This is a genomic window from Rhodobacter ferrooxidans (assembly GCF_000176015.1).
Lineage (GTDB): Bacteria > Pseudomonadota > Alphaproteobacteria > Rhodobacterales > Rhodobacteraceae > Pseudorhodobacter_B > Pseudorhodobacter_B ferrooxidans.
The window spans coordinates 260,002-284,268 of sequence record NZ_ACYY01000001.1 but is presented as its reverse complement, the minus strand read 5'-3'; the positions used below and the strand labels follow the sequence as shown (position 1 = coordinate 284,268).

General features: G+C 63.9%; 24 protein-coding genes. 5 read left to right on the top strand and 19 right to left on the bottom strand.

The window, feature by feature from the left end; all coding sequences use genetic code 11:
* Positions 1-3 precede the first annotated feature (3 nt).
* The 10 genes from RSW2DRAFT_RS01360 to RSW2DRAFT_RS01315 all read right to left on the bottom strand — a co-directional run bounded on the left by RSW2DRAFT_RS01360 (position 4) and on the right by RSW2DRAFT_RS01315 (position 11,620).
* The gene (locus tag RSW2DRAFT_RS01360; RefSeq protein ID WP_008027277.1) at positions 4-1,239 is read right to left on the bottom strand and encodes an MFS transporter; all 1,236 of its coding nucleotides are present in this window, start codon (positions 1,237-1,239) and stop codon (positions 4-6) included.
* 152 nt (positions 1,240-1,391) lie between these two features.
* A complete protein-coding gene (locus tag RSW2DRAFT_RS01355; protein ID WP_008027276.1) occupies positions 1,392-3,290 on the bottom strand; it encodes a beta-galactosidase in 1,899 nt (632 codons plus the stop codon).
* Positions 3,287-4,144, bottom strand: coding sequence for an SMP-30/gluconolactonase/LRE family protein (locus RSW2DRAFT_RS01350; protein ID WP_008027275.1), 858 nt, complete (start codon positions 4,142-4,144; stop codon positions 3,287-3,289). Before RSW2DRAFT_RS01350 ends, RSW2DRAFT_RS01355 begins: the two co-directional genes overlap by 4 nt.
* Complete coding sequence (locus RSW2DRAFT_RS01345) at positions 4,141-4,746, bottom strand: 2-dehydro-3-deoxy-6-phosphogalactonate aldolase (protein ID WP_008027272.1); 606 nt, start codon at positions 4,744-4,746, stop codon at positions 4,141-4,143. The genes RSW2DRAFT_RS01350 and RSW2DRAFT_RS01345 overlap by 4 nt, the downstream gene beginning before the upstream one ends.
* Entirely contained in the window at positions 4,743-5,645 is a 903-nt protein-coding gene (locus tag RSW2DRAFT_RS01340) for a 2-dehydro-3-deoxygalactonokinase (RefSeq protein WP_008027270.1), read from the bottom strand. Before RSW2DRAFT_RS01340 ends, RSW2DRAFT_RS01345 begins: the two co-directional genes overlap by 4 nt.
* A 2-nt stretch (positions 5,646-5,647) precedes the next feature.
* Complete coding sequence (locus tag RSW2DRAFT_RS01335; RefSeq protein WP_008027269.1) at positions 5,648-6,418, bottom strand: SDR family NAD(P)-dependent oxidoreductase; 771 nt, start codon at positions 6,416-6,418, stop codon at positions 5,648-5,650.
* 72 nt (positions 6,419-6,490) lie between these two features.
* A complete protein-coding gene (locus tag RSW2DRAFT_RS01330; protein WP_008027267.1) occupies positions 6,491-8,557 on the bottom strand; it encodes an alpha-galactosidase in 2,067 nt (688 codons plus the stop codon).
* Positions 8,554-9,399, bottom strand: coding sequence for a carbohydrate ABC transporter permease (locus RSW2DRAFT_RS01325; protein ID WP_008027265.1), 846 nt, complete (start codon positions 9,397-9,399; stop codon positions 8,554-8,556). The genes RSW2DRAFT_RS01330 and RSW2DRAFT_RS01325 overlap by 4 nt, the downstream gene beginning before the upstream one ends.
* Position 9,400: 1 nt before the next feature.
* On the bottom strand, positions 9,401-10,288 hold the full coding sequence (locus RSW2DRAFT_RS01320) for a carbohydrate ABC transporter permease (RefSeq protein ID WP_008027264.1): 888 nt from the start codon (positions 10,286-10,288) through the stop codon (positions 9,401-9,403).
* 93 nt (positions 10,289-10,381) lie between these two features.
* Positions 10,382-11,620, bottom strand: coding sequence for an ABC transporter substrate-binding protein (locus RSW2DRAFT_RS01315; RefSeq protein WP_008027261.1), 1,239 nt, complete (start codon positions 11,618-11,620; stop codon positions 10,382-10,384).
* A 99-nt stretch (positions 11,621-11,719) separates the two neighbouring features.
* Between RSW2DRAFT_RS01315 and RSW2DRAFT_RS01310 the strand changes: the two genes are divergently transcribed.
* Together RSW2DRAFT_RS01310 and RSW2DRAFT_RS01305 are read left to right on the top strand one after the other, a co-directional pair.
* Complete coding sequence (locus RSW2DRAFT_RS01310; protein ID WP_008027259.1) at positions 11,720-12,517, top strand: IclR family transcriptional regulator; 798 nt, start codon at positions 11,720-11,722, stop codon at positions 12,515-12,517.
* Entirely contained in the window at positions 12,517-13,569 is a 1,053-nt protein-coding gene (locus tag RSW2DRAFT_RS01305) for an ABC transporter ATP-binding protein (protein WP_008027257.1), read from the top strand. The genes RSW2DRAFT_RS01310 and RSW2DRAFT_RS01305 overlap by 1 nt, the downstream gene beginning before the upstream one ends.
* On the opposite strand, the gene trhO is transcribed toward RSW2DRAFT_RS01305, so the two are convergent.
* A complete protein-coding gene (trhO, locus tag RSW2DRAFT_RS01300) occupies positions 13,566-14,468 on the bottom strand; it encodes an oxygen-dependent tRNA uridine(34) hydroxylase TrhO (protein ID WP_008027255.1) in 903 nt (300 codons plus the stop codon). The two genes, RSW2DRAFT_RS01305 and trhO, sit on opposite strands and share 4 nt — an antisense overlap.
* Before the next feature lie 102 nt (positions 14,469-14,570).
* On the opposite strand from trhO, the gene pncA reads away from it, so the two are divergent.
* The gene (pncA, locus tag RSW2DRAFT_RS01295; RefSeq protein ID WP_008027253.1) at positions 14,571-15,179 is read left to right on the top strand and encodes a bifunctional nicotinamidase/pyrazinamidase; all 609 of its coding nucleotides are present in this window, start codon (positions 14,571-14,573) and stop codon (positions 15,177-15,179) included.
* A complete protein-coding gene (gene pncB / locus RSW2DRAFT_RS01290) occupies positions 15,180-16,472 on the top strand; it encodes a nicotinate phosphoribosyltransferase (protein WP_008027250.1) in 1,293 nt (430 codons plus the stop codon).
* 19 nt (positions 16,473-16,491) lie between these two features.
* Here the strand turns inward: pncB and RSW2DRAFT_RS01285 are convergent, their stop codons facing one another.
* From RSW2DRAFT_RS01285 to RSW2DRAFT_RS01250, 8 genes are all read right to left on the bottom strand, one after another.
* Positions 16,492-17,430 (bottom strand): phosphotransferase enzyme family protein, encoded by a 939-nt coding sequence (locus RSW2DRAFT_RS01285; protein ID WP_008027248.1) that lies wholly within the window; start codon positions 17,428-17,430, stop codon positions 16,492-16,494.
* On the bottom strand, positions 17,427-18,704 hold the full coding sequence (locus tag RSW2DRAFT_RS01280) for an aspartate aminotransferase family protein (protein ID WP_008027247.1): 1,278 nt from the start codon (positions 18,702-18,704) through the stop codon (positions 17,427-17,429). Before RSW2DRAFT_RS01280 ends, RSW2DRAFT_RS01285 begins: the two co-directional genes overlap by 4 nt.
* On the bottom strand, positions 18,701-19,123 hold the full coding sequence (gene arfB / locus RSW2DRAFT_RS01275; protein WP_008027245.1) for an alternative ribosome rescue aminoacyl-tRNA hydrolase ArfB: 423 nt from the start codon (positions 19,121-19,123) through the stop codon (positions 18,701-18,703). The genes RSW2DRAFT_RS01280 and arfB overlap by 4 nt, the downstream gene beginning before the upstream one ends.
* 308 nt (positions 19,124-19,431) lie before the next feature.
* Positions 19,432-20,055 (bottom strand): queuosine precursor transporter, encoded by a 624-nt coding sequence (locus tag RSW2DRAFT_RS01270; RefSeq protein WP_008027243.1) that lies wholly within the window; start codon positions 20,053-20,055, stop codon positions 19,432-19,434.
* Positions 20,056-20,134: 79 nt separating this feature from the next.
* Positions 20,135-21,031 carry an esterase-like activity of phytase family protein gene (locus RSW2DRAFT_RS01265; RefSeq protein WP_040671373.1) on the bottom strand — a complete coding sequence of 299 codons (897 nt, stop codon included), beginning with the start codon at positions 21,029-21,031 and terminating at the stop codon, positions 20,135-20,137.
* Complete coding sequence (gene mepA, locus RSW2DRAFT_RS01260) at positions 21,004-21,894, bottom strand: penicillin-insensitive murein endopeptidase (RefSeq protein ID WP_008027240.1); 891 nt, start codon at positions 21,892-21,894, stop codon at positions 21,004-21,006. Before mepA ends, RSW2DRAFT_RS01265 begins: the two co-directional genes overlap by 28 nt.
* The gene (locus RSW2DRAFT_RS01255; protein WP_008027238.1) at positions 21,891-23,261 is read right to left on the bottom strand and encodes an MFS transporter; all 1,371 of its coding nucleotides are present in this window, start codon (positions 23,259-23,261) and stop codon (positions 21,891-21,893) included. The genes mepA and RSW2DRAFT_RS01255 overlap by 4 nt, the downstream gene beginning before the upstream one ends.
* A 57-nt stretch (positions 23,262-23,318) precedes the next feature.
* Positions 23,319-23,849 carry a thioesterase family protein gene (locus tag RSW2DRAFT_RS01250; protein WP_008027237.1) on the bottom strand — a complete coding sequence of 177 codons (531 nt, stop codon included), beginning with the start codon at positions 23,847-23,849 and terminating at the stop codon, positions 23,319-23,321.
* Between the two features lie 126 nt (positions 23,850-23,975).
* On the opposite strand from RSW2DRAFT_RS01250, the gene RSW2DRAFT_RS01245 reads away from it, so the two are divergent.
* Entirely contained in the window at positions 23,976-24,263 is a 288-nt protein-coding gene (locus RSW2DRAFT_RS01245; protein WP_008027235.1) for a YggT family protein, read from the top strand.
* Positions 24,264-24,267 lie beyond the last annotated feature (4 nt).

Genomic DNA, 24,267 nt, shown 5'->3' with positions numbered 1-24,267 from the left:
CGCTCAGGCAGGTTGGGCGGCAAAGGGCCGCTCGCGGATCGGCAGGTGCACGATGGCGGAAAACGCCCCGACGCCGATGCCGATCCACCAGACCAGCGTGTAATTGCCGGTGATGTCATACATCCGCCCGCCCAGCCAGACACCGAGGAAACTGCCGATCTGGTGGCTGAGGAAGACAAAGCCATACAGCGTGCCCATGTAGCGCAGCCCGTAGATATGCGCCACGAGGCCGGAGGTCAGCGGCACCGTGGCCAGCCACAGCGCCCCCATCGACAGCGAGAACAGCAGCACGGTGGCAGGCGTCATCGGCACCAGAATGAAGGCCGCCGAAATCAGCGTGCGCAAAAGGTAGATCCCCGCCAGCAGGTATTTCTTGCTGTAACGTTTGCCCAGCCACCCCGCCAGAATCGAGCCGCCGATATTGGCCATGCCGATCAGCGAAATGGCAATTGCGCCAAGCGCCGAGGTGCTGGTGATGCCCAAAGCCGCCAGCGACCCGCGCGGATCAATGGCGCCGCAAGCCTCGGTCACGAAGGCCGGGAAATGCGCCGTCAGAAACGCAAGCTGATAGCCGCAAGAGAAAAACCCAAGGAAAATCAATATGTAAGACGGGTCCCGAAAGGCCCGCAGCAGCACGGTGCCCATGGTTTCTTCCAACTCTTGCCGAGTGGCGACCGTGGGCGAGCGCAGGAACGGTAGCGCGAACAGCGACGACAGGATCAGCACGGCGAACAACAGAAACACCGATTGCCAGGGCATCGAGCGCAACAGAAACTCGGCCAGTGGCGCGCCGAACACCTGGCCCGCCGAGCCTGCTGCGGTGGCGATGCCCAGGGCCAGACTGCGGTTCTCGACCGAGGCCGCGCGCCCCACCACCGCCAGAATCACCCCGAAACCGGTGCCGGCAATGCCGAAACCGACCAGAATCTCCAGCAACTGGTGCTGTTCCGGCGTGACGGCAAAGCTGGAAAGCACCAGCCCCGCCGCATAGAACAACGCTCCCGCAATGATGGCGCGGCGGTCGCCAAACTTTTCCGCCAGCGCGCCGAAGATCGGCTGGCCGATGCCCCAGGCAAGGTTCTGGATGGCGATGGCCAGCGAAAACTCCGACCTTGGCCAGTTGAACTCGGTGGCGATCGGGATCTGGAACACGCCAAAGCTGGCGCGGATCGAAAACCCCAGCATCAGGATGATGCAGCCCGCGATCAGGACCGGGGAAAAGATGCTGGTCTTCGTCATCGGGCGCTCCGCTGTGTCGGGGCAGGGTGCTTGGCCTGCCCGGCAGGGTCAACGGCAGAATTGTGCCGCACACAAAGTTGTATTCTGGCTGCGGCGTTTGGATTGGGCGGTGTAAGTCTGCCCCGGGGAACAAGTAAGTGAATGAAAGTTCGCTATAATGCCTGCCAGTGAACCCCAGCCGCCGGAATTTCCATCCCGGCATGGCAAACGGCTTCCGAATTGTAGTTGAACCAGAACCGCATGCGCGCCGTTTCCCGGCATCGCAGGCCCTCCGGCATCACCTCGGTCGCCACGCCACGCTCGGCGCATAGGGCAATGAGTATCCGCTCCAACGCCAGCTCATCCGGCCAGCCAGCCAGATAGCGCACCGGCCCCCGCCCGATCAAGGCAGGCCAGCCGTCGGTGGTGGTTTCTGCCACATCAACGGCCTCGCACTTCTCGCGCCAGTGCAGGAAACTCCCGCCATTCGACAGAGTTACCGGCAGATCAGGCGGCAAGCTTTCCACGCGCGCCACAGTGCAGTCCAGCCCCGGCAAGTTGGGCGGCAGGGGCCCCGGGGTGGCAAATTCAACGGTCTTGCAGTTGCTGCGCGGCCCGAAAACAGCGATTCCCTTCGTGGTCGCCACCGCTGCGCGCAAACCTTCGGATAGCGTTGCCAGACCCGGAGCGAACATAAGTTCATATTGACCAAGCTCACGGGCGTCAGGTGGTAAAATATCCACCGACAACCCCAGCTTGCGTAAACCTTTGTAAAAGTCCAACACCAGATTGAAGTAGTCAAACCCCCGCCCTTGCGGTTGGGTGGCCCAGGCCCAAGCCGAAGCATAGTCGAAAATCAGCGCCACCGGCGCCGCGGCAGGCTCCACGTCCGGCATTTCGGCCAGCTCGCGGGCCACCACAGCCGCCTCGGCATAGGCCGGCGCCGCAACCGAATCCGGCCGCAAAAGCCCTGCGTGCATCTGTTCCTGCGCAAACGGTGCCTGCCGCCAACGGAAATAGCAGACCGCCTCCGCCCCATGGGCAAAGGCCTCCCAGGCCCAAAGCCGGGCCATTCCGGGCAGCGGATCGGGATTGTAGGGCGCCCAGTTCACCGGGCCGGGCTGCTGTTCCATCACCCACCAGCGGCCCCGGCCAACCGCGCGGTAAAGGTCGTGGTGGAAGGCTTGAAAATCCGGGTCGCCCTGCCGCGCGAAGCGCCGTTTATGCGCGGCCGAAGCCGCCACCCGGTCGGCCAGAAAGCCCAACGGATAGGCGTCCCAGGCGGCAATATCCAGGTCGGCACCGGTGGCGAAATGATCGAACTCAGTCACCGCGCCCATGTAGTTATGGGCAATCGGGAAGGGCGAATGGCGGCGGATGATCTCGGTTTGCAGGCGGTTGAAACTGGCAACCTCGTCACTGGCGAAACGGCGAAAAGCCATGCAATGCGCGGGGTTGGCCTCGGTCACCGTCAGGTATGGCAACTCGATCTCGTCGAAGCTGGCATAGTCCATCGACCAGAACACGTTGCCCCAGGCCCGGTTCAAAGCCTGCGGCGACTGATAGCGCTGCGCCAGCCAGTTGCGGAAGGCATTGCGGGCGGCGGGCGAATAGGACAGCGTGGTATCGTGGCAGCCGTATTCATTATCGGTCTGCCAGGCGGCGACATGGCGGTTCTGGCCATAGCGTTCGGCCAGCAGGGTCACGATGCGGGCACATTCGACGCGATAGGGCCGGTGCGAAAAGCAGTAGTGCCTGCGCGAGCCGAAGCCGCGCGGGCGGCCCTGCGCGTCCAGCGCCAGCATGTCGGGATGTCGGGTCAGCATCCAGCGCGGTGGCGTGGCGGTGGGGGTGCCCAGCACAACCTGCAACCCGGCGGCACCAAGAGTGGCGATGGCGCGATCCAGCCAGCCCCAGTCAAGTCGGCCCGGTTCCGGCTCGATCCGGCTCCAGGCAAACTCACCGATCCGCACCCAGGTCAGGCCGATTTCGGCCATGCGGGCGGCATCTTCAGCCCACTGATCCTCGGGCCAGTGTTCGGGATAGTAGCAAACGCCAAGGGTGCGTTTCATAATGTGACCTGATGTTCATATTGACCGCGGGCGATGCCCTGCGCGGCGAAGATCTTGCCGGCATCCGGGGTTTCGGCGCGGGCCGAAGCCTCCATGCCCTGCAACGCAGAGGTGCAGAACAGCGTCATCAGATCACTGCCACCGAACGCCGGGCACGAGGTGTGGGGCGCTGCAAAACTGACCGCGCGCAGAAAATCGCCGGACGGCGCATAGGCCGCGACCCGACCGGCACCCCATTGCGCGAGCCAAAGGTTGCCAGCCGCATCAACCACCGCGCCATCGGGATTGAGGCCTTCGGCACGCAGATCGAGAAAGGTTTCAGGCACCGCTTTGGGCCAGCCCATGTCGTCCAGCGCCACCCGCATGACACACCGGGTCACGGTATCCGCGAAATGCGCGTAGCGGCCATCCGGGGTGAAGCATATGGCGTTGGGGATAGTTAAAGCGTGGAAAAGGCGTTTTAATTCGCCCCCATAATAGCGATAGATCGTTCCGGCTTGCGGCTCTGCTGCTTTGCCCATGGTGCCGATCCAGAAGCCGCCATAGGGGTCGGCGCGGCCATCGTTGCTGCGGGTTGCCGGGTTGTTGGCCTCCAGTAGGCAAAGATCGTTCCGCACGCCGGTTGCCAGGTTGAACCGGAAAAGAGCGGATTCCGAAGCGATCAGAAGTTCGTCGGCGTTGATCCAGCCGGCGGCGGAAACCATTTCCGTGAATTGCCATTGCAGTGGCTTGCCGTGGCGTTGCGACAGCAGGCGTTTGCCCAGAATGTCAAACCAGAACAATTGTTCACGTTCGGGATGCCAAAGCGGACCCTCGCCCAGTTCGCAGGATCTGTTGTCGAACACACCGCTCATGCGGCGGCCTCATCCCAGGCGGCGACCAAGGCTTTGGCACGGGTGGCAACCTCGGAAATAGCCATGCCAGGGGTGTAGAGCGCGGTGCCGATGCCGAAACCAGCGGCTCCGGCACGCAACCATTCGGCAAAGTTCGCAGGACCCGCGCCACCAACCGCAAAAACCCTGGTGTCGGCGGGAAGAACGGCGCGAATGGCCTGCAAACCGGCCGGGCCGATCAGCGAGGCGGGGAACAGCTTCAACCCGTCAGCCCCGGCTTGCAGCGCGGCAAAACACTCGGTCGGGGTCATCACGCCGGGCCAGCTTTGCATGCCATGGGTCTTGGTGCGGGCGATCACCGCGGCATCGGCATTGGGCGAAACGATCAACCGGCCACCGGCGGCATGCACGTGATCGACATCGGCCGTGGTCAGCACGGTTCCGGCACCGATCAGCGCGTCGCGGCCAAAGGCGCGGGCCATTGCGGCGATGCTGGTCAGTGGATCGGGCGAGTTCAGCGGCACTTCGATGCGGGTGATCCCTGCCGCAATCAGCGCCTCGGCCACCGGCAGGGCTTCGGGCGGGGTCAGGCCGCGCAGGATGGCAATGAGGGGGCGGGTCATGCGGATACCTTGGGGGTGCGGGCGCGGCTAAGGCCGGCAATGGTGCAGGCAGCGGCGGGAAGCTGCCGGGCGGCAATGCCTTGGGCGGCCAAAGCGCGGGCGTAGGTGGCGCAAAGCCCCTCGGCGCCGATCAGGGCGACACTCTGGCCTAGCCAATAGGGCCGGGCGGCAGCGAGCTCGATGCCGATCAGCAGGCCCGACAGCCGGGCGCGGGCGGAAGCGGCGGAAAGTCCGGCAATCAGCCCCTCGGCCCGCAACGCAAACAGCCGCGCCGCCAGCCTTTCCGGGCGGGAAATTGCATCGGACAGCGCATTCCTGAACGATTGTTCATCCCAACCGTCGCCCTGCATGCCGTGGCGCAGAACCGACTGGCTGGACAGCAGCGAAAACAGCTCGCCGGTCATCGCGGTCTGGAAACTGACCACCTCGCCGGCGCTGACCTGCACCCATTTCGAATGGGTTCCGGGCAGGCAAAACACGCCGTCGAAACCGGGTAGCACCGCCAGCGCCCCGGCGATCTGGGTTTCCTCGCCGCGCATCACGTCGGCGGGTGAATCTTGCCGCAATCCGGGCACCAGCCGCAATTTCAGCCGCGCATCCCGGGTTGGTACCGTGACCAGCGAGGCGGAATCAAGTGGTGTGCAGGGCACGGTTCGGTAGGGTGCCTCGAACCAGCCCTGACGCGAGCCGACCATGCCGCAGGCGACCACTTCAGTGACGCGCCCGGGTGCCAGCCAGGGCGAAATCAGTCGCAGCAGCGCCGGTTCATAGCCGTCGCGGGCAAGCTGGCCCATGCCGTCTTCAGAGGCGGCGTCGGCCAGCACGCCCTCTGGCCCGATGGCATAGGCGCGCAGGTGGGTGGTGCCCCAATCGACCGCGATCCAGGTTGGCAAGGCCATGGTCATCCGGTCACCACCACCCCGCCGTCGATCACAAGGGCTTGGCCTGTCATCATTTTCGAACTGTCCGAAGCCAGGAACAGCACGCCGCCGACGATGTCTTCGGGGGCCAGCGTGTCCTTCAGGCATTGGCGTTCGACATGGGCGGCCAGGCCTTCGGGCGTTACCCAGAGGTCTTTCTGCTTCTGCGTCAGCACCCAGCCGGGGGCCAGCGCGTTCACCCGGATACGGTCGGGGCCAAACTCGCGCGCCAGAGTCCGGGTCAGGCCGTTGATGCCGGAATTGGCGGTGGCATAGGCCGGATAGCCCGCCGCCCCGAACATGTAGCTGATCGAAGTGAAGTTGATGATCGAACCGCCGCCCGCTGCCTGCATGCCGGGCAGCACGGCTTGGGCCGCAAAGAAATAGGATTTCAGGTTGATCGCCATCGACCAGTCCCAGAATTCTTCGGTGACCTTCAGGGTGTCGTGACGCATGTCGTTTGCGGCGTTGTTGACCAGCACGCGGATCGGGCCGTGTGCTGCGGCAGCGGTGGCCACGGCGGCACGCAGGGCCGGGATATCGGTGATGTCGCAGGCGATGAACAGCGGCCGGCTGCCGGTTTTCGCCTGCATCGCGTCGCAAAAGGCGCTGGCGTCGGAACGTTGCACAAAAGCGACGCGGGCGCCTTGCCGCAGGAAGCCTTCGGTCAGGGCCGCACCGATGCCGGAGCCGCCGCCGGTGATGAAAACCGATGTGCCGTGAAGGTCGGGGTAGGTGGGCAGGTTGGTCATTTTGCGTCCTGTTGGCGGCGGGTCTTGTGGTGGTGCCGGAGCCTCCGGCGGGGATATTTGAGCAAAGGTGAATTACAGGCGGCTGCCTTCGACAACCCAGATTGTGGCGGGCCAGGCTACGGGCAGGGTCAGGCCATGGGTCATCAGGTATTGGCCGGACAGGGTCAAGGGGCCGGATTTCAGCGCATTCTGGCCGCGGGACTGCGGTGGGGCGTCTTCGGGGTTGCGCAGGGTGATGTGGTAGCGGGCGTCGGGGTCGAGGCCGGTCAGGCGCAGCGGGCGGGGCAGGATTTGCGGGCTGGTGTCCCGCTGGCCGATAAAGGCGATGAAGCGGCTGCCATCTTCGGCCAGTTGCAGTTCGGCAATGGTGGCGGGGTCGGCGGCGTCAAGCCGGTGGATATCGGCGCGCATGGTCCAGGCGCGGTTGGCTTTCCACCAGGCCGTGACGTCGGTCAGGGTGGCGGCCTCGGCCTCGGTCAACTCGCGCAGGTCCATCTCGAATCCCATGTGGCGTTGGGCGGCGGCAGTGGCGCGGAACGCCATCGGCAGGATGCGGCCCGAAGTGTGGCAATGGCGCGGGCCGACATGGCTGCCGGTGACGGCGGCGGGCAGGAACAGGGCGGCGTTGTGCTGGATTGCCAGCCGTTCCAGCGCGTCGTTGGAATCCGACAGCCAGACCCGCTGGGTGCGGGCCAGAATCCCGGCATCAATCCGGCCTCCGCCCGAGGCGCAGCTTTCGATTTCAACATCGGGGTGGGCGGCGCGCAGCCGGTCGAACAGCGCATAGGCGCCGCGGGTTTGCGCGGCATCAACCACCGGCAGCAGGCGGTTGTGGTCCCATTTCACGTAGTCGATGGGGTATTCGGTCAGGACTGCCGAGACTTGGCGGAACAGGTTGTCCTGCACCGCGGGCAGCGCCAGGTTCAGCACCATCTGGTGGCGGCCCGTCACCTGATCGGCTGGCCCCAGCAGCCAGCCCGCGTGGGCGCGCAGCAGGTCGCTGTCGGGGTTGGCCATTTCCGGCTCGAACCACAGGCCGAAGGTCATGCCGAGAGCGTGGACATGGGCGATCAGCGGGTGCAAGCCCTGCGGCCATTTGCGCTTGTCCACCGTCCAGTCGCCCAAGGACGAAGTGTCGTCGTTGCGGCGGCCAAACCAGCCGTCGTCCAGCACGAAGCGCTCGGCACCAAGGGCAGCGGCGCGGGTGGCGATGGCGGTCAGGCCTTCCAACGTATGGTTGAAATACACCGCCTCCCAGCAGTTGTAATGCACCGGGCGGGGGCGGGCGGGGGTGGGCCAGGTCACCACGCGGTCGCGGATATCGCGTTGGAAGGTGACGGCGATGCCGTTCAGGCCGCGGGTGGAATGGGCGGCGATCAGTTCGGCGGTTTCGAACCGGGTGCCGGGTTCGGTTTCGGCACCCGTGGCGTGACCGAACTGCACCTGCCGCCGCCCGTCGGGCAGTTCTTCCGCCAGCATGCGATGACCGCCGGACCAGGCGTAGTGCAGCGCGAAAGCCGTGCCTTGGGTGTTGGTGCAGCCGGTTTCGGGCAGGATCAGCCAGGGCGGATGCTCGTGGCCGGATCGCCCGGTGCGGGCCTCGCGCAGGTGGATGCCGGGGGTCCAGGGGACGCGGTTGAGCTGGAACTCGCGGGTCCATTTGCCGGAAACGTCGATCAACTCGCCAGCGGCTTGCGGGGCGGGCAGCACCGGGGCGGCCAGCCACTGCACGCGGATCGGCGTGGCCGAGTTGAGGCGGGTTTGCAGGGTGATGACGCCGGTGGGCTGGGCGGTGAGGATGTGGCTGAGGGTCAGGCCGTCGCTGGTGCTGTGTAAAACCAACCGGCCCGGCGTTTCTTCGGCATGGGAAAACCGGAAGGCGGGGTGCAGCGGCGTGCCGTCTGCCGCGTGGATCACCATGCCCGGCTGACCCTGAAACGCCCGCCCCGATTCCGGGCAAAGCGACAGCGTGGGCAGGGCGTCGATCATGCCGCCGGTCAGGTCATTTTGCGCGGCCAGCACCAGTTGGCCCAGATCGTCATCGGGCAACGTCGCCCCCCAATAGACCACCGCCGGAATACCGCCCGCACTGGCCAGCACCAGCGTCTGCCCCCCCGCGTCCAGCCGCCATTCGGTCATTTCACCGCCCCCAGCGTCAAACCGGCGATGAAGTGTTTCTGCATCGCAAAGAACATCACCACCGGCGGCAAGGCGGCGATGATGCTGCCCGCCGACACCAGATGCCAGGCCGCAACCCATTGGCCGTTCAGCGAATTCAACCCCGCCGTCACTGGCTGCGTCTCGGCCGAGGTGGTCAGCACGGTGGCCCAGAAATAGTCGTTCCAGATGAAGGTGAAGATCAGCACCGAAAGTGCGGCGATGGCGGGTCGCATCAGCGGCAGCACGATGAACCAGAAGATCCGCACCTCGGACACGCCTTCCACCCGCGCCGCCTCGATCAATTCGAACGGCAGCGCCTTGATGAAATTGCGCATGAACAGGGTGCAAAAGCCGGTCTGGAAGGCGATGTGAAACAGCGCCAGCCCCAGCGTGGAATTGTAAAGCCCCAGCGACAGCGTCAGGTCGCGCACCGGCACCATCAAGATCTGGAACGGCACGAAATTGCCCGCCACGAACAGGAAAAATACCAGCAGATTCGAGCGGAACTTGTAGATCGCCAGCGCAAAGCCGGTCATGCACGACAGCACCAGACAGCCGATCACCGTCGGGATCGTCACCTTGAACGAATTCAGGATGTAATGCGCGATCGGCGAATTGCGGAACACGTCGGCGTAATTCTCGAAGGCCAGATAGCTGGGCATGCCGAAATAATTGCCCTGCGCCAGATCGGAGGCGGGCCTGACCGAGGTCATGGCCACCCCCAGAAGCGGCAGCAGCCACAGCAGCAAGGCCACCGGCAAGGCCACCTGATAGGCGATGCGGCTGGCGCGGGGGGCTTGCTGGATCGGGCGGGGAAACATGCTAACGCTCCGTCTCGTCGCGCCACATCTTCCAGATGAAGCCCGAGATGAACACCATCATGATGGCAAACAGCACCACGGCAATCGCGGCACCATAGCCCATGCGATAGCCGTATTCCGAAAGCGCCTGCTCATACATGTAGAACGACAGCACGCGGCTGGAGCCGTAGGGGCCGCCGTTGGTCATGATCGACACCAGATCGAAACTGCGCAGCGCGCCGATCACCGTCACCACCACGGCGATGAAGGTGGCGGGGCGCAGTTGCGGCAGAATCACATACCACAGCATCCGCCAGCCTTTCGCGCCATCCAGACGCGCCGCCTCGACCTGATCGGGGGCGACGTTGTTCAGGCCGGTCAGATACAGGATCATCACATAGGCAATCTGCGGCCAAAGCCCGGCCACGATGATGCCGTAGGTGACAAACCGCTCGTCGGCCAGAATGGCCACACCATCGCCGGTGACCGTCTCGATCAGCTTGTAGAACAGGCCGAAGTTGGGGGCGTAGAACCACGAAAACATCAGGCCGACCACGACCTGACTGATGACAAAGGGAAAGAAGAACAGCGACTTGTAGGCACGGATGCCCCAGACCGTCTGGTTCAGGAAAATCGCGATCATCAGGCCTGCGGGCACGGCCAGAAGGTAAAGCACCAGCCAGATCACGTTGTTCTTCAGCGAGGTGTAGAAGGCGTCGTCGTCGATCAGCTCGACATAGTTGGCGGTGCCGATCCAGATTTTCTCGCCCAAGCCGTCCCAGTCGTAGAACGAGATCGCCATCGACTGAAAGATCGGGATGATGACGTAAAGCGCAAACATCGCGAGGCCGGGGGCCAGAAACAGCCACGGGGCCAGCTTGCGCTGCGAGCGTTTCCAATAGGCTTGCATGGGGCCTCGGGCGTTTGCGGGAAGGGGGGCGTTTGCGGGAAGGGGGGCGTTTGCGGAAAGGGGGCGGGCGCCACAACAGCGCCCGCCGGTTTTTCAGTAGGCTTGCGCCCGCACCTTTTCCAGCCGTTCAAGAATGGCGTCCAGACGGTCGGGATGCACCATGAACTCCTGGAAGCCCTCCATCCCGGCCTTGGCCATCTCGGCCGGGGCGTCACGGTCGAAGAACTGCGCCAAGGCATAGGCCGAGGAAAGCTCGGCAAAGCCTGCCGACAGGAACGGGTCGGTTTCATCCACCGTCGCGTTCTTGTTGGTGGGCAATTGGCCAAGGATGCCGTTCATCTTGGTCTGCACATCGGCCCGCGCCACGAAAGCCAGGAACAGCTTGGCATCGGCCACGTTCTTGGCCCCCGCCGGGATGTGGATGGTATCGGTCGGCGCTTCCTCGGCCCGCGGCAGGCCGGGGGTGATTTCGGGGAACACCATGAAGCCCAGATTGTCGTTGGTCATGCCACCTTCCTTGAAGGTCGCCACCGCAAAGTTGCCCATCACATAGTTGGCAGCCTTGCCCTGCACCAGCAGCGCCGCCGCATCCTGCCAGTCGATCGCCGCATGGTTTTCGGTCACATAGCCCGGCTCCACCAGCTTGGCCCACTCGGCAAACACCGCTTTCACCCGGTCATCGGTCCAGGCGATCTTGCCCGCCGTCAGGTCCATGTGGAACTCGTAACCGTTGGTCCGCATGTCGAGATAGTCGAAGATCCCCGCCACCGGCCACAGCGCCGAACTGCCGGTGGTCAGGCAGTCGATGCCCGCCGCCTTGAAAACCGCGCAATTGGCGATGAACTCGTCCCAGGTCTTGGGTTCAGTGACGCCCGCGGCCTTGTAGACGTCCTTGTTGTAGTAAATCCCCCACTGGTAATAGGTGTAGGGCACGCCCCACTGCTTGCCGTCGATGGTCATCGAGGCCTTGGCCGACCCCAGCGCCTCGCCCAGCCCGTTGGCCTCCCACACATCGGTCACGTCCTGAAACTGCCCGGCGTTGACAAAGGGCGCCATGCGGTTGCCGGCATACCAGTTGGCCAGATCGGGGCTGTCGGCGGTCAGAAAGTTGCGGATCGCGGTCTTGTAGCCTTCATGGTCGAACATGTTGACCACCACATCGACATCGGGGTTCTCGGCCTCGAAATCGGCAATCAACTGATCAAACGCCGCCTTCGGTGCCGGGTCCGAGGTATCGGTGTTGAACACCAGCGTGCGTTGCTGCGCGATGGCCGACCCCGACATCAGCAACGCCGCGGTCAGCGCCAACGCCCCCGTCTTGAAATGAACCATGGTTTCCTCCCTGATGGTTTCATTATGTGAAACTTAGTCTTGAATATTGAAAACTATGCGGCGTATCATGCAACCTGTCAACTGGAGGCTGATAGCGGGATGATGGCAGAGGCGGGCGATGGCACGGTGGGCAAGGCGCTGGATGTGCTGGATCAGGTGGCCGCCTGCGGTCGCCCGGTGCGGTTTTCCGATCTGCTGGCTGAAAGCCGCTATCCCAAGGCCACACTGTATCGGTTTCTGCAAACCCTGACGCATCAGGGCATGCTGTCCTATGACGCCGAAAGCCAGCACTATGCGCTGGGGGTACGGCTGGTGCGGCTGGCCCATGCGGCCTGGGCACAAAGCAGTCTGGCGCCGCTTGCAAGGCCTTGGCTGGACAGGCTTTCTGCCGACACCGGCGAGACCATCCATCTGGCGCAACTGGATCAGGGGCAGGTGCTTTACGTCGATAAACGCAACGCCGCCCGGCCGGTCGAAATGTTCGCTCAGGCCGGCAAGGTCGGCCCGGCCTATTGCACCGGCGTCGGCAAGGCGATGCTGGCGCATCTGGAGCCGCAGGCGCTGGAACAGGCGCTGCAACGGCAGTCGTTCCACCGCTTCACCCCGCATACTCTGGCCAGCCGTGCGCTGCTTCTGGCCGAGCTTGCAGCGATTCGCGCCCGCGGTTTCGCCTATGACCGCGAGGAGCACGAGCCGGGAATCATCTGCATTGCCGCACCGATTCTGACTCGCACGGGCCGGGTGATCGGGGCGCTGTCGGTCACATCGACCACCGCCCGCACCACATTGGAAGGATTGGCGGCACGGGCACCGCAGATCACCGAAACCGCGGCATCCATCGCCGCCGAAGCGGAAAGCTGGCGCTTTCCCGAACAGCAACAGGCAGGGAGGGGCTGATGTCAGGCGTAAATCTGCAAGGCGTGGTCAAGCGGTTCGGCGAGGTTCAGGTGATCCACGGCGTCGATCTGACCATCGAGGATGGCGAGTTCTGCGTCTTCGTCGGCCCCTCGGGCTGCGGCAAATCCACCCTTCTGCGCATGGTGGCGGGGCTGGAGGAAACCACTTCGGGCCGCATCCATATCGGCACCCGCGACGTGACCCGCGAAGACCCGGCCGAACGCGGCGTGGCGATGGTGTTCCAGACCTACGCGCTTTATCCGCACATGACGGTTGCGGAAAACATGGGCTTCGGGCTGAAGATGACCGGCCATCCCAAGGCCGAGGTCGCCGCCAAGGTGCGCGAGGCCAGCCGGATACTGAAGCTGGACGATTACCTGGCCCGCAAGCCCAAGGCGCTTTCCGGCGGTCAGCGCCAACGCGTCGCCATCGGGCGCGCCATCGTCCGCGGGCCAGAAGTGTTCCTGTTCGACGAGCCGCTATCAAACCTTGATGCCGAGTTGCGGGTGGAAATGCGCGTCGAAATCGCCCGCCTGCACCGCGAGATCGGTGCCACGATGATCTACGTCACGCATGACCAGGTCGAGGCGATGACGCTAGCCAGCAAGATCGTGGTGCTGCGGGCAGGGCGGGTCGAACAGGTTGGCAAGCCCTTGGAGTTATACCACAATCCCGACAACCGCTTTGTCGCCGGTTTCATCGGCAGCCCGGCGATGAACTTCGTTTCGGGCGTGGCGTGGCGGGGCGGCGTCGAGGCGGCGGGCCTGGGCGGCACGGTCGTTACCGAGACCGATCTGCCGCCGGGCGCCGTGGTGGTCGGCCTGCGCCCGCAACACCTGCATCTGGCCGAAGGCAGCACGCATCGGGTGGAAATGACCGAGGCGCTGGGCGGCGTTTCCTTCATCCACCTGACCGCGCCCACCGGCGAAAAGCTGGTGATCGAGGCGCATCAGGATTTGCATGCGCAGCCCGGCAGCATGGTCGGTCTGGGGTTCGACGCCGAAAAGGCGCTGTTCTTCGCCGCCGATGCCGAAGGCCGACGCCTGCGCTAACCGGCGAAGTGCCGCGCACCCCGCGCTGCGGCCAAAGCCACTTGCCGCTGCCGCTCGCGGAACCTTTCGCGGTCGGCCTCGGTGTGTTCGTCGATGCAATGGTGACAGGAAACGCCCGCCTCATATTCCGGGCGAAGCTTGTCTTCGGCGCTGATCGGCCGACGGCAGCCGTGGCAACTGTCATAATCGCCCGGAACCAGCCCGTGCCCGACCGATACCCTTTGGTCGAACACATAGCACTCGCCTTGCCACAGGCTTTGGTCGGCAGGCACGTCTTCAAGGTATTGCAGGATGCCGCCTTGCAGGTGGTAAACCTCTGGCATGCCCTGCCCCAGCAGGAAATTCGTCGATTTCTCGCAGCGGATGCCGCCGGTGCAGAACATCGCGATGCGCTTGTTGTGAAAGCGGTCCTTGTTGGCCGCCCACCAGGCCGGAAACTCGCGGAAAGTGCGGGTTTGCGGATCGACGGCGCCCTGAAACGTGCCGATCGCCACTTCGTAGTCGTTGCGGGTGTCGATCACCGCCACATCGGGGTCGGCGATCAGCGCGTTCCAGTCGGCGGGTGCAACATAATGCCCCACGTTTGCGCGCGGATCGACATCCGGCTGCCCCACGCTGACAATCTCGCGCTTGACGCGCACCTTCATGCGGCCGAACGGCATCTCCGCCGCCTGCGCCTCTTTCCAGCCAAGGCCAGCACAGCCCGGCAGGGCCCGGATATGCGCCAGAACCGCATCAATTCCTGCCCGCGGCCCGGCAATCGTGCCATTGATCCCCTCGCCCGCCAGCAGCAGCGTGCCCTTCACCCCCTGCGCCTCGGCCAGCGCCAGCAGTGGCGCGCGCAGGGCGGCGGGGTCGGCAAAACGAGTGAAATGATACAGCGCGGCGATGGTCAGCATGGCGGCTGTTTGCCGCGCGACTGTTACAAAAGCAATCCCCCAAGCTTGACCCTGCCGCCCATGGGTCTTACGCAAGGACTTTCAGCCGCAAGGGAGGCGCCGATGCGACCCGCGACGCAAGGCCTGATCGTGATCGACGTGCAGAACGATTTCTGCCCCGGCGGTGCGCTGGCGGTGGCCGATGGCGATGCCATAATCCCCCGCATCAACGCCCTGCTGGCTGAGTTTTCGGTCAAGGTGCTGACCCAGGATTGGCACCCCGCCAACCACGCCAGCTTTGCCGCCAACCACCCCGGCAAGGCGCCGTTCGAGATGATTGATTTGCCCTATGGCCCGCAAGTGCTGTGGCCTGCGCATTGCGTGCAGGGCAGCAAGGGCGCGGATTTCCACAAGAAACTCGCCACCAACGCCGCCGATCTGGTGATCCGCAAGGGCTTTCGCCCCGGAATCGACAGCTATTCCGCCTTCTTCGAAAACGACCGCGAAACCCCCACCGGGCTGGAGGGCTATCTGCGGTCGCGCGGGGTCAGCGACCTGACGCTGGTGGGCCTCGCCACCGATTTCTGCGTCGCCTATTCGGCGCTGGATGCCGCGCGCTTAGGCTTTGGCGTCACCTTGCTGGAAGGCGCCTGCCGCGCCATCGACCTTGACGGCTCGCTGGAAGAGGCGCGCGAGGCGATGATCGCGGCCGGCGTGCTGCTGGAGGCTTGAATGGTTGATATCGCCACCCGCGTTCACAATCACAAATGGAAGATCGACCCGATCGTGCGCTCGCTGATCGACACCGACTTCTACAAGCTCTTGATGTGCCAGTCGGTTTTCCGCAACAAGCGCGATACCGACGTGACCTTCAGCCTGATCAACCGCACGGCTTCGGTGCGTCTGGCCGATCTGGTGGACGAGGGCGAGTTGCGCCAGCAGCTTGACCATGTGCGCAGTTTGCGGCTGTCGCGCGGCGAAAGCACATTTCTGCGCGGCAACACGTTCTACGGCAAACGCCAGATGTTCCGCCCCGATTTCATGGAATGGTTCGAGGGCATGCAACTGCCGCCCTACCATCTGGAAAAGCGCGACGGTCAATATGAACTGACGTTCATAGGCAAATGGCCCGAGGTGATGCTGTGGGAAATTCCGGCGCTTGCGGTGCTGATGGAACTGCGCAGCCGCGCGGTGCTGGAGCGGTTGGGCAAGTTCGAGCTGGAAGTGCTGTATGCCCGCGGCATGACCAAGCTGTGGGAAAAGATCGAACGCCTGCGCCAGATCGAAGACCTGAAAATCGCTGATTTCGGCACGCGGCGGCGGCATTCCTTCCTGTGGCAGGACTGGTGCGTGCAGGCGATGCGCGAGGGTCTGGGGCAGGCGTTCAGCGGTACCTCGAACTGCCTGATCGCCATGCGGCGCGAGGTCGAGGCAATAGGAACAAACGCTCATGAATTGCCGATGGTCTATGCGGCGCTGGCCAATTCCGATGCCGAACTGGCGCAGGCGCCCTATCAGGTGCTGGCCGACTGGCACGAGGAACATGACGGCAATCTGCGCATCATTCTGCCCGATACCTATGGCACCGAAGGTTTTTTGCGCAACGCTCCGGAATGGCTGAGCCAATGGACCGGCATCCGCATTGACTCTGGCGACCCGGCGGCAGGCGCTGAAACCGCGATCCTCTGGTGGCAATCGCGTGGCGAAGATCCGCGGCAGAAGCTGGTGATCTTCTCGGACGGACTGGACGTTGACAAGATCGAGGAACTGCACCGGCAGTTTCACGGTCGGGTCAAGGCGTCGTTCGGCTGGGGCACGCTGCTGACCAACGACTTTCGCGGTCTGGTGGCCGATGATGCGCTGGCACCGTTCAGTCTGGTGTGCAAGGCGGTCTCGGCCAACGGTCGCCCGACGGTGAAATTGTCCGACAATCCCAACAAGGCGATGGGACCAGCGGCTGAAATCGCTCGATATAAACGGGTATTCGGTATTGGCGAGCAAGTGGCGCAAGACGTATTGGTATAGGGTAGATCTGTAGCGCGTCTTAGCCCGACCCAGACATGACCTGTGCCGACCACATCACGGCGCGGTCGATATGGCGCCGGTGCACCGGGTCCAAGTGCGGCAGGCGCGGTGCCGCCCAGCCAACCGAGGCCAGCGTGCGGGCCAATGTGAACACATCCACCATACTGAAATCGTCATCGCGCAAGCTGGCATAGCCGTCGATCAGCGCTGCCTGCAACGCCTGACGGTTCGCTTGATACAGATTTTGCGACATCACCGTGCCCAGATCGTACAGCCGAAAGCCGATACCGGAATCGTCGAAGTCGATCAGCGAAAGCGAATGACCGTTCACTAAAACATTTTCCCGCAGCACATCCGCGTGAATCGGCCCCGGCGCGGCGGTTCTTGCGTAATCGGTCAGTCTCTCGCGGGTGAAATCACGGGCGCGTCGCAAGGTTGCGGCCTCGTCTGCCGTCAGTGCCGGATGCTCCCAAAATCTTCCCCAGAACGGTTCTTCGCCCGTCAACCCGTCGATATCCCAGCGCGGTCGCGTAAAATCGCCGGGCAGGATCAGCCCGTCGGTCACGCGGTGCACCTGTGCGACCAGCCGCCCCAGCGCGTGGTGCCACGCCACCTGCTGCGCCGCATTGCCCGGCAAAGGCCGCCCCGCCTCGCCCAAAGGCGCACCGTCAACCCAAGCAAGGACCGAGGCAATCCGCCCGCTGTCCAGCCGCACCAGCAGATCGCCAGAGCGGCTGACCAGCGGATCCGGCACCGCCACCCCCGCCTTCGCCAGCGCCGCACACCACCACAGTTCCGACCGGATCGCCGCTTCGGCCTGATAGCCCTGCCGGTGCAATCGCAGCGCCGCCCGCTTGCCGCCGGGCAGGCGCATCTCATAGACCGCATTCTCGCGGTTGCGGATCAGCCGCAGATCATGGCCACCCCAAGCCGACGCGGCTTCCTGGCTTTCGCTCATGCAGGCACCGGGGCTTCCGCCAGCACAGCCTCGATAGCGTCCATCAAAGAGTCAGCATTTTCAATGGAGAACGGCAGTGGCGGTCGGATTTTCAGCGTGTTCTGCGCCCGCCCGATCCGGTTCAGGATGAAGCCGCGGGTCACCAGCGCCTCGACCAGATCGGCCACGAAATCGGTTGCCGGGGTCATCGCGTCATCCAGCACGAACTCGGCGCCGAAGAACATGCCGTTGCCGCGCACATCGGCCAGCAGCGGGTGGCGCAGCGCCTGCATCCGCGCCATCACATGCGCCGAAACCACCGCTGCATTGTGTTGCAAGCCTTCATCCTCGATCACCTGCAGCACTTCCAGACAGGCTGCCGCCGACACCGGATTGCCGCCGAAGGTGTTGAAATAGCCAAAGGCGTTGCGGAAGGCCGCCATCACATCGGGCCGCGCCAGCACCGCAGCGACCGGATGACCATTGGCCATTGGCTTGCCCACGGTCACGATATCGGGGGCAAAGCCCAAGGCCTCGTGACCCCAGAAATCACTGCCCATGCGGCCAAAGCCTGGCTGCACCTCGTCGGCGATCATCACCCCACCTGCAGCGCGCACCACCTGCACTGTTGGGTCCAGAAACCCCTTGGGCACCGAAGGTAAACCTTCGTTCGCAAATGCCGGGCACAACATCATGCCAGAGAACCCGAACCCCGCCGCCTCCAGTTCCACAATCGCCCGTGCCACGTTGTCGGCAAAAGCCTGCGCCTGTCCGGCAAGGCTTCCACCCACCGGTCGCAGGTTGTCGGGCGCGGGCACCAGCCGCACATTCGGTGCCCGGCCCCCGATCGGCGGACGGCGCGATGACAGTTGACTGACCGCCGAAGTATTGCCGTGATAGGTGTTGTCAGTGGCAATGATGCCGGTGTTGCCGGTCACCGCCTGCGCCATCCGCAGCGCGATATCGTTGGCCTCAGACCCGGTGCAGACCATGATCGCCTGTGACAAGCCGTGGCCCAGCTTTCCGGTCAACCGCTCGATATAGTCCAGCACCAGATCGTGCAGATAGCGGGTGTGGGTATTCAACTCGGCCGCCTGCGCCGCAATCGCCTGTACCACGCGCGGGTGACAATGGCCGACATGCGGCACGTTGTTGTAGCAATCCAGATAGCGTTTGCCGCTGGTGTCCCATAGCCAGACGCCCTGGCCTTTCACAATGTGAACGGGTGTTCGGTAAAACGTCGGCACGTTCGGCCCCATCAGCCGCGCCCGCCGTTCCAGCATGGTCTCGGTCATTCTTCCTCCGCTATCTTGCCGCGTGCTGCCTTGACTTCGCCGCGCTCGGCCTTGGCCGCCAACCGCCGCCGCTGGCTGCCCAACGTCGGTTTTGTTGCCACCCGCCGTTTAGGGGCCACCAGTGCCGCCTGGATCATTTCCACCAGGCGCGCTTCTGCCAGTTCGCGGTTGCGGGCCTGGCTGCGGGTTTCCTCGGCGCGGATCACGATGGCGCCTTCGTTGGTCCAACGCCGCCCGGCCAGCCGCTTCAGCCGCGCCTTCACCGCTGGGGTCAGGTTCGGGCTGCGCTCGGCCTCGAACCGCAATTCGACTGCGGTTTCCACCTTGTTGACATTCTGCCCGCCTGGCCCGGACGACCGGGAAAAGCTTTCCGAAAGCTCCCAATCGGCCAGCACAAGGGTGTCATTGATCCGCAGCATTGCGCAGCATCCGGTTTCATCTGTTCTCAAATATCCCCGCCGGAGGCTCCGACGCAACCGCAACAATGCCGGTTCAGAACGAGAAAGGGTCGCCACATGCGGCGACCCTTCCCGAGTTTCAAGGAGATGGGCCAGTTAGGTCTGAAGCCCAATCATCGGTAGGTTCCCTGAGGGGTTGCCCTCAGCAAACGCCCCCTCTGACTGTCCCGAACCGCTTCTCCAATATCACTCTCGACACTGGATCACCTCCTTTCAAATGGTTTCCGATAGCGCTAGCGTCGCACATATTTTGTGTTTGTCAAAAGATTTTACGCATCCCTTGTGGTCCACTTTGCGATGACCAGCCGAAACGGCACCAGCGCAACAATCGCCAGCGTCAGTTTCACCGTCCAATCTGCCACCGCGAGCGACACCCAAAGCGGCGCCTGCGGCCCGACCCCCAGCAGCGGCAGCACGTCGTTGGCCCAAGCCACGTCGTTGCCCGGCTCCAGCACCACCAGGGCGCTTGAAAACGCGATGCTGAAAAACAGCGCCGTATCGACCGAAGCCCCGACCAGCGTCGAAATCAGTGGGGCCCGCCACCAGGCCACCTGGCGCAGCCGGTCAAAAATCGTCACGTCCAGCAGTTGCGCCGCCAGGAACGCCAGCCCTGACCCCATCGCCACCCGCAAGGTCACCAATGGGCCGAATTCCCCCACGATCTGCGTGCCGATCAGCGAGCACACCACTCCCACGGCAAACCCCGCCAGCACCACCCGCCGCGCCGCAGCCACACCTTGCAGCCGGTTGGTCAGATCGGTCACCAGAAAGGCGAAGGGATAGGTAAAGGCCCCCCAGGTCAGCCAGGGGCCGCACAGAAACTGCACGAGAACGTTCGAGGCCACCACAAGGGCGGCCATCGCAAGAATACCGGGAATCAAGTTGCGGGTCATGTTTTTTCCGTTTTTACAAGGTGGCGGAGACTTGGCCCTGCTGGGCAATGGCGCGGGTTAGGCCGCGTGCAGGCGTCTGTCAACCGGGCACCCGGTATTCCACGATCTCTGTGCGCTGGAAAAAACTGAAGTTGTCGTCCGACACCATGGTCAGCCGCAGCACGCCGCCAGCGTCGCGCCAGACCGAAAGACCTTCCAGATTGTCGTGCAGGCCGGGCGGCGTTTCAAGCAACACCTCGGCATCGCTCAGCCCCTGGGAATTGACGGTGAACCGCCGCACCCGGCTGGCAAAGCCGCCCACGCCATGAAATTGCCGCTCCAGCAAGTAAAGGTGGCCATCCGGGCCAAAATCCATGCCGACCGGCAAATAGCGGTCCGTGCGCGGCAACTCGAACGGCTGATCCCAAACGCCATTGCGGAACCGGTAGATTTTGAACGGCTTTTTCGCCCCGCTCGATTCTTCGGGCAATGTGTACAGCCAACCGTTGGCGTCCACCGCAAGCGCTTCCAGGGCGGCGTTCCGTTTCATCCGGGCAAAATCGGGGTGCACCGGCAGGTTCTCGGCAAAACCGCCGATCGTTACATAGTACAGCACGCGCACCTTGCGTTCCAGCGACACATAGAACGACCCGTCGGGTGCCAGTGCCAACCCTTCGCTGTCGGTGCGACCTTTGGACAAAGGCTTTTCGCTATCGGATTTCAGCCGATGCACAGGGCCGGCGTCGATGCCGACGATCATCCCGGTTGCATCCCGACGGAACCTGCCACTGATCCAGCCACCGTGATCCGACAGCGCGGTAAAGCTTTGACCGTCCGCCAGGATTTCTATGCCGGAAAAGCCGCCAAAGCGGCGATCATCGCTGGTCCAGGTGTAACTGCCGATATGGCCTGCGGGCGGCTGCGGTGTGGCACTGCCTTCCAGCGCCAGCACCGCAAACAGGCCTGCCGCTATTGCGCTGTAAGAACGTCGGCGCATTGTGCAGGCAGATCGGCCATGGTGAATTCACGCGGGGTCTTCGGTCGCGGTTTGGGCTTTTCCGGTTTGCCGCTGGGTTTCGGCGGGTTCAGATAGTCGGTCACCCACCAGTTCAGCGTCTCGTCGCAGCCATCGCCGCCGTTCGACAGTTCGGCCACCGTCGGCTTTTGCGTTTCGCACAGATTTGCGCCTTTCGGGCATTTCAGCCGGACGTGAAAATGCGTGTCATGCCCGGCAATCGGGCGAATCTTCTGCAACCAGGCCTTGTCGCGGCGGGTGGCGGTGCGGCACATCTCGATCTTCACGGCGGCGGCCACGAAAATCCGGTCCACCCGCGGGTCAGAGGCCGCAGCCCGCAGCAGCGCATGATGCGCAGGGGTCCAGTTTTCGGTCACCGACCGCTGATCCGCCGACCGCACCGGGATCGACGAGATGTTCTCGCGTTCCCGCCGCGTCAGGTTCAACCGCCGAGGCGGCAGCATCCAGACATCGGCATCCAGCCCGGTCTGGTGGCTGGCATGACCCGAGGTCATCGGCCCACCACGCGGCTGGGCGATATCACCGATATAAAGCCCCGCCCAACCCACTTGCGTGGCGGCCACCGACAGTTGCTGCAAGAACTCGATCAACTCGGGTTGGCCCCAGTTGCGGTTGCGCGAAAGCCGCATTGCCTGCCAGGTCGGGCCGGATTCAGGCATCTGCACCATGCCCGCCGCACAGCCGCGCGCATAGCTGCCGATCGGCATTGGCCGATCTGACGACGGGGTTTCCATCGCGCCAAACAGTTTATTCGCCAACGGTTTGGCGCTGATCGGGGTGGCGGCCAGCCCAAGGGCGGCGATCAGAATAAAAAGGCGTTTCATGCGCTGACCCGTTGCTCCCCCTGCGGTTTCACCCAGACTAGCAGAAACAACCCCGCAAGGAACAGCCCGATCAGCGGCGAGATGCCGATGCGCTGCGACCCGCTGGCCATGGTGACCGCCGCAATCAGCGCCGGGGCCAGAAACGAGGTGACCTTGCCCGACAGCGCGAACAGCCCGAACGCCTCGGCGGCATGTTCGGGGCTGGTATGGCGCACCATCATGGTGCGGCTGGCCGCCTGCAACATGCCGCCCGCGCCGCCGATCAGCGCGCCACAGGCGAAAAAGATCTGGTCGGGCAGGTTGCTGGCCGGGTCCATCGCCATGCCGAACAGCCCCTCGCGGGTCATGCCGACGATGATGCAGCAGACCGCGATCAGCACCAGGATGCTGAAGGAAATCACCGGTTTCGAGCCGAACCGGTTGTCGGCCCGCCCGCCGATCCAGCTTGCCACAGCCGCCGAGATCGCGCCGACAATGCCGAACAGGCCGATCTGGGTGACGCTCCAGCCCAGCACGCCCGAGGCATAAACCCCGCCAAAGCCGTAAAGCGCGTTCAGCGCGTCGCGATACAGCAGCGACGAGCCCAGATAGGCGGCAAGGCTGGGCCGATGGGCCAGGCTTTTCAGCAGGGTTTTCAGGCTGGCCCAAGCCGCGGGAACATCCAGCCTGCGATGGTGGGTTTTCGGCTCGCGCACCCACAAGACGAACGGCAACATGAAGACCACATACCAGATCGCGGTGAAGGGGCCGACCGCGCGGGTGCCTTCGCGCGCCGCCGCATCCAGCCCCAGGATCGGGCTGATGCCGATCAGGGTCTTGCCGGTGCTGCCGCTTTCGACGAACAGCGCCAGCATCACCGCCAGCGAAACAATGCCGCCCAGGTAGCCGAAGGCAAAGCCGGAACCCGAGATGCCGCCGATCTTGTCGTGATCCTCCAGCCCCGGCAGCAGGGCGTTGGTGAAGATGGTGGCAAACTCCATGCCGATGAAGCCCAGCCCGAAGAACGCCACCGCCCAGAACAGACTGCCCTCGCCCGGTGCCAACCACCACAACCCGTAGGAACCCACGACATACAGCAGCGAAAACACCCAGACCCAGACCAGCCGCCCCCCGGTGCCATCGGCAATCGCCCCCAGCAGCGGTGCCAGCAGGGCAATCACCGCAGAAGCCGCGGCGATGCCCCAGCCCCAATAAGATTGCGCGGCAGCGGCGGCGGCGTCGGCAGTCATGCCCTGCGCCACATAGCGCGCCCGCGCCATCTCGGCGAAATAGGGGCCGAAGATGAAGGTCAAAAGCAGCGTGCTGTAGGGCTGGCTGGCCCAGTCAAAGAAATACCAGCCCCAGATGCGTTTCCTTGGCGAAATCATCGCAGCCCCCCGCTATGCCCCCGGATCAAGCCCGAAATGCCGCGCCTGCGCAAGCGATCAGCGTTGCGGCGGCCAGGGGCGCAGCGCGTCGGCAGCAATCCAGCCCTGAACCCAATCGGGCAGGGGCGGGCTTTGCGGGTCTTGCCCCAGCGCCTGCAAAACCTCGACCGGCGCAACAATCCCCGCCTTCGAAGTCACCGCCGAGCGCAGCAGCATATGGCTGGTGCAGTCCGCCCCCTTCCACATGCTTTGCTCGATATACAGAAACCGCGCGTCCCAGCCGATGCAGCGGCTGTGCATTTCCAGCCGGTCGAACATCTGCACCCGGCGACGATAGCGCGTGGTGTTGCCCGCCACCGTCATGCCCCAGCCCCGCGCCTTCAGCACCGCATGCAGCCCGGTGCGCTGCCCCAGCGGAATCCGCCCCAGATCATACAGCGTCAGAGTGCGGCCATTGTTCAACTCGACCCAGGGGTCCAGATCCCAGGGCCAGCAGATGTGATGGCTGACATGGGCACCCAGCAGCGGCAAGGCAGGCGCGCGCCGAAACTTCCACAGCTCTTTATACATCCGGGCAAAGGGATACATGGCGCCTCCGTTTGCCCTGCCCTGCCGTGTCGCGGCAACAAGGTCAAGCATAACGCTTCGGAAAGCATTGCCCTTTATCGGTTGGCCGGATACCTAACGCCCAAGCCACAGACCGGAGCCGTTGCCATGACCTCGATCCTGCAAATCCTGCTTCTGATCCTTGATGTCGCGCAATTCATCATCTTCGCCCATATCATCATGAGCTGGCTGATCAATTTCCAGGTGCTGAACCTGCGGCAACCCTTGGTGGCACAGCTTTGGAACGGGTTGAACCGGTTGCTGGAGCCGCTGTATTCCAAGGTGCGCAACATCCTGCCCAGCATGGGCGGGCTGGATCTGGCGCCACTGATCGTGCTCTTGGGCGTCTATGCGCTGCGCATCGTGCTGATCAACAACCAGTTCGCTTTTTCCTAAGGCA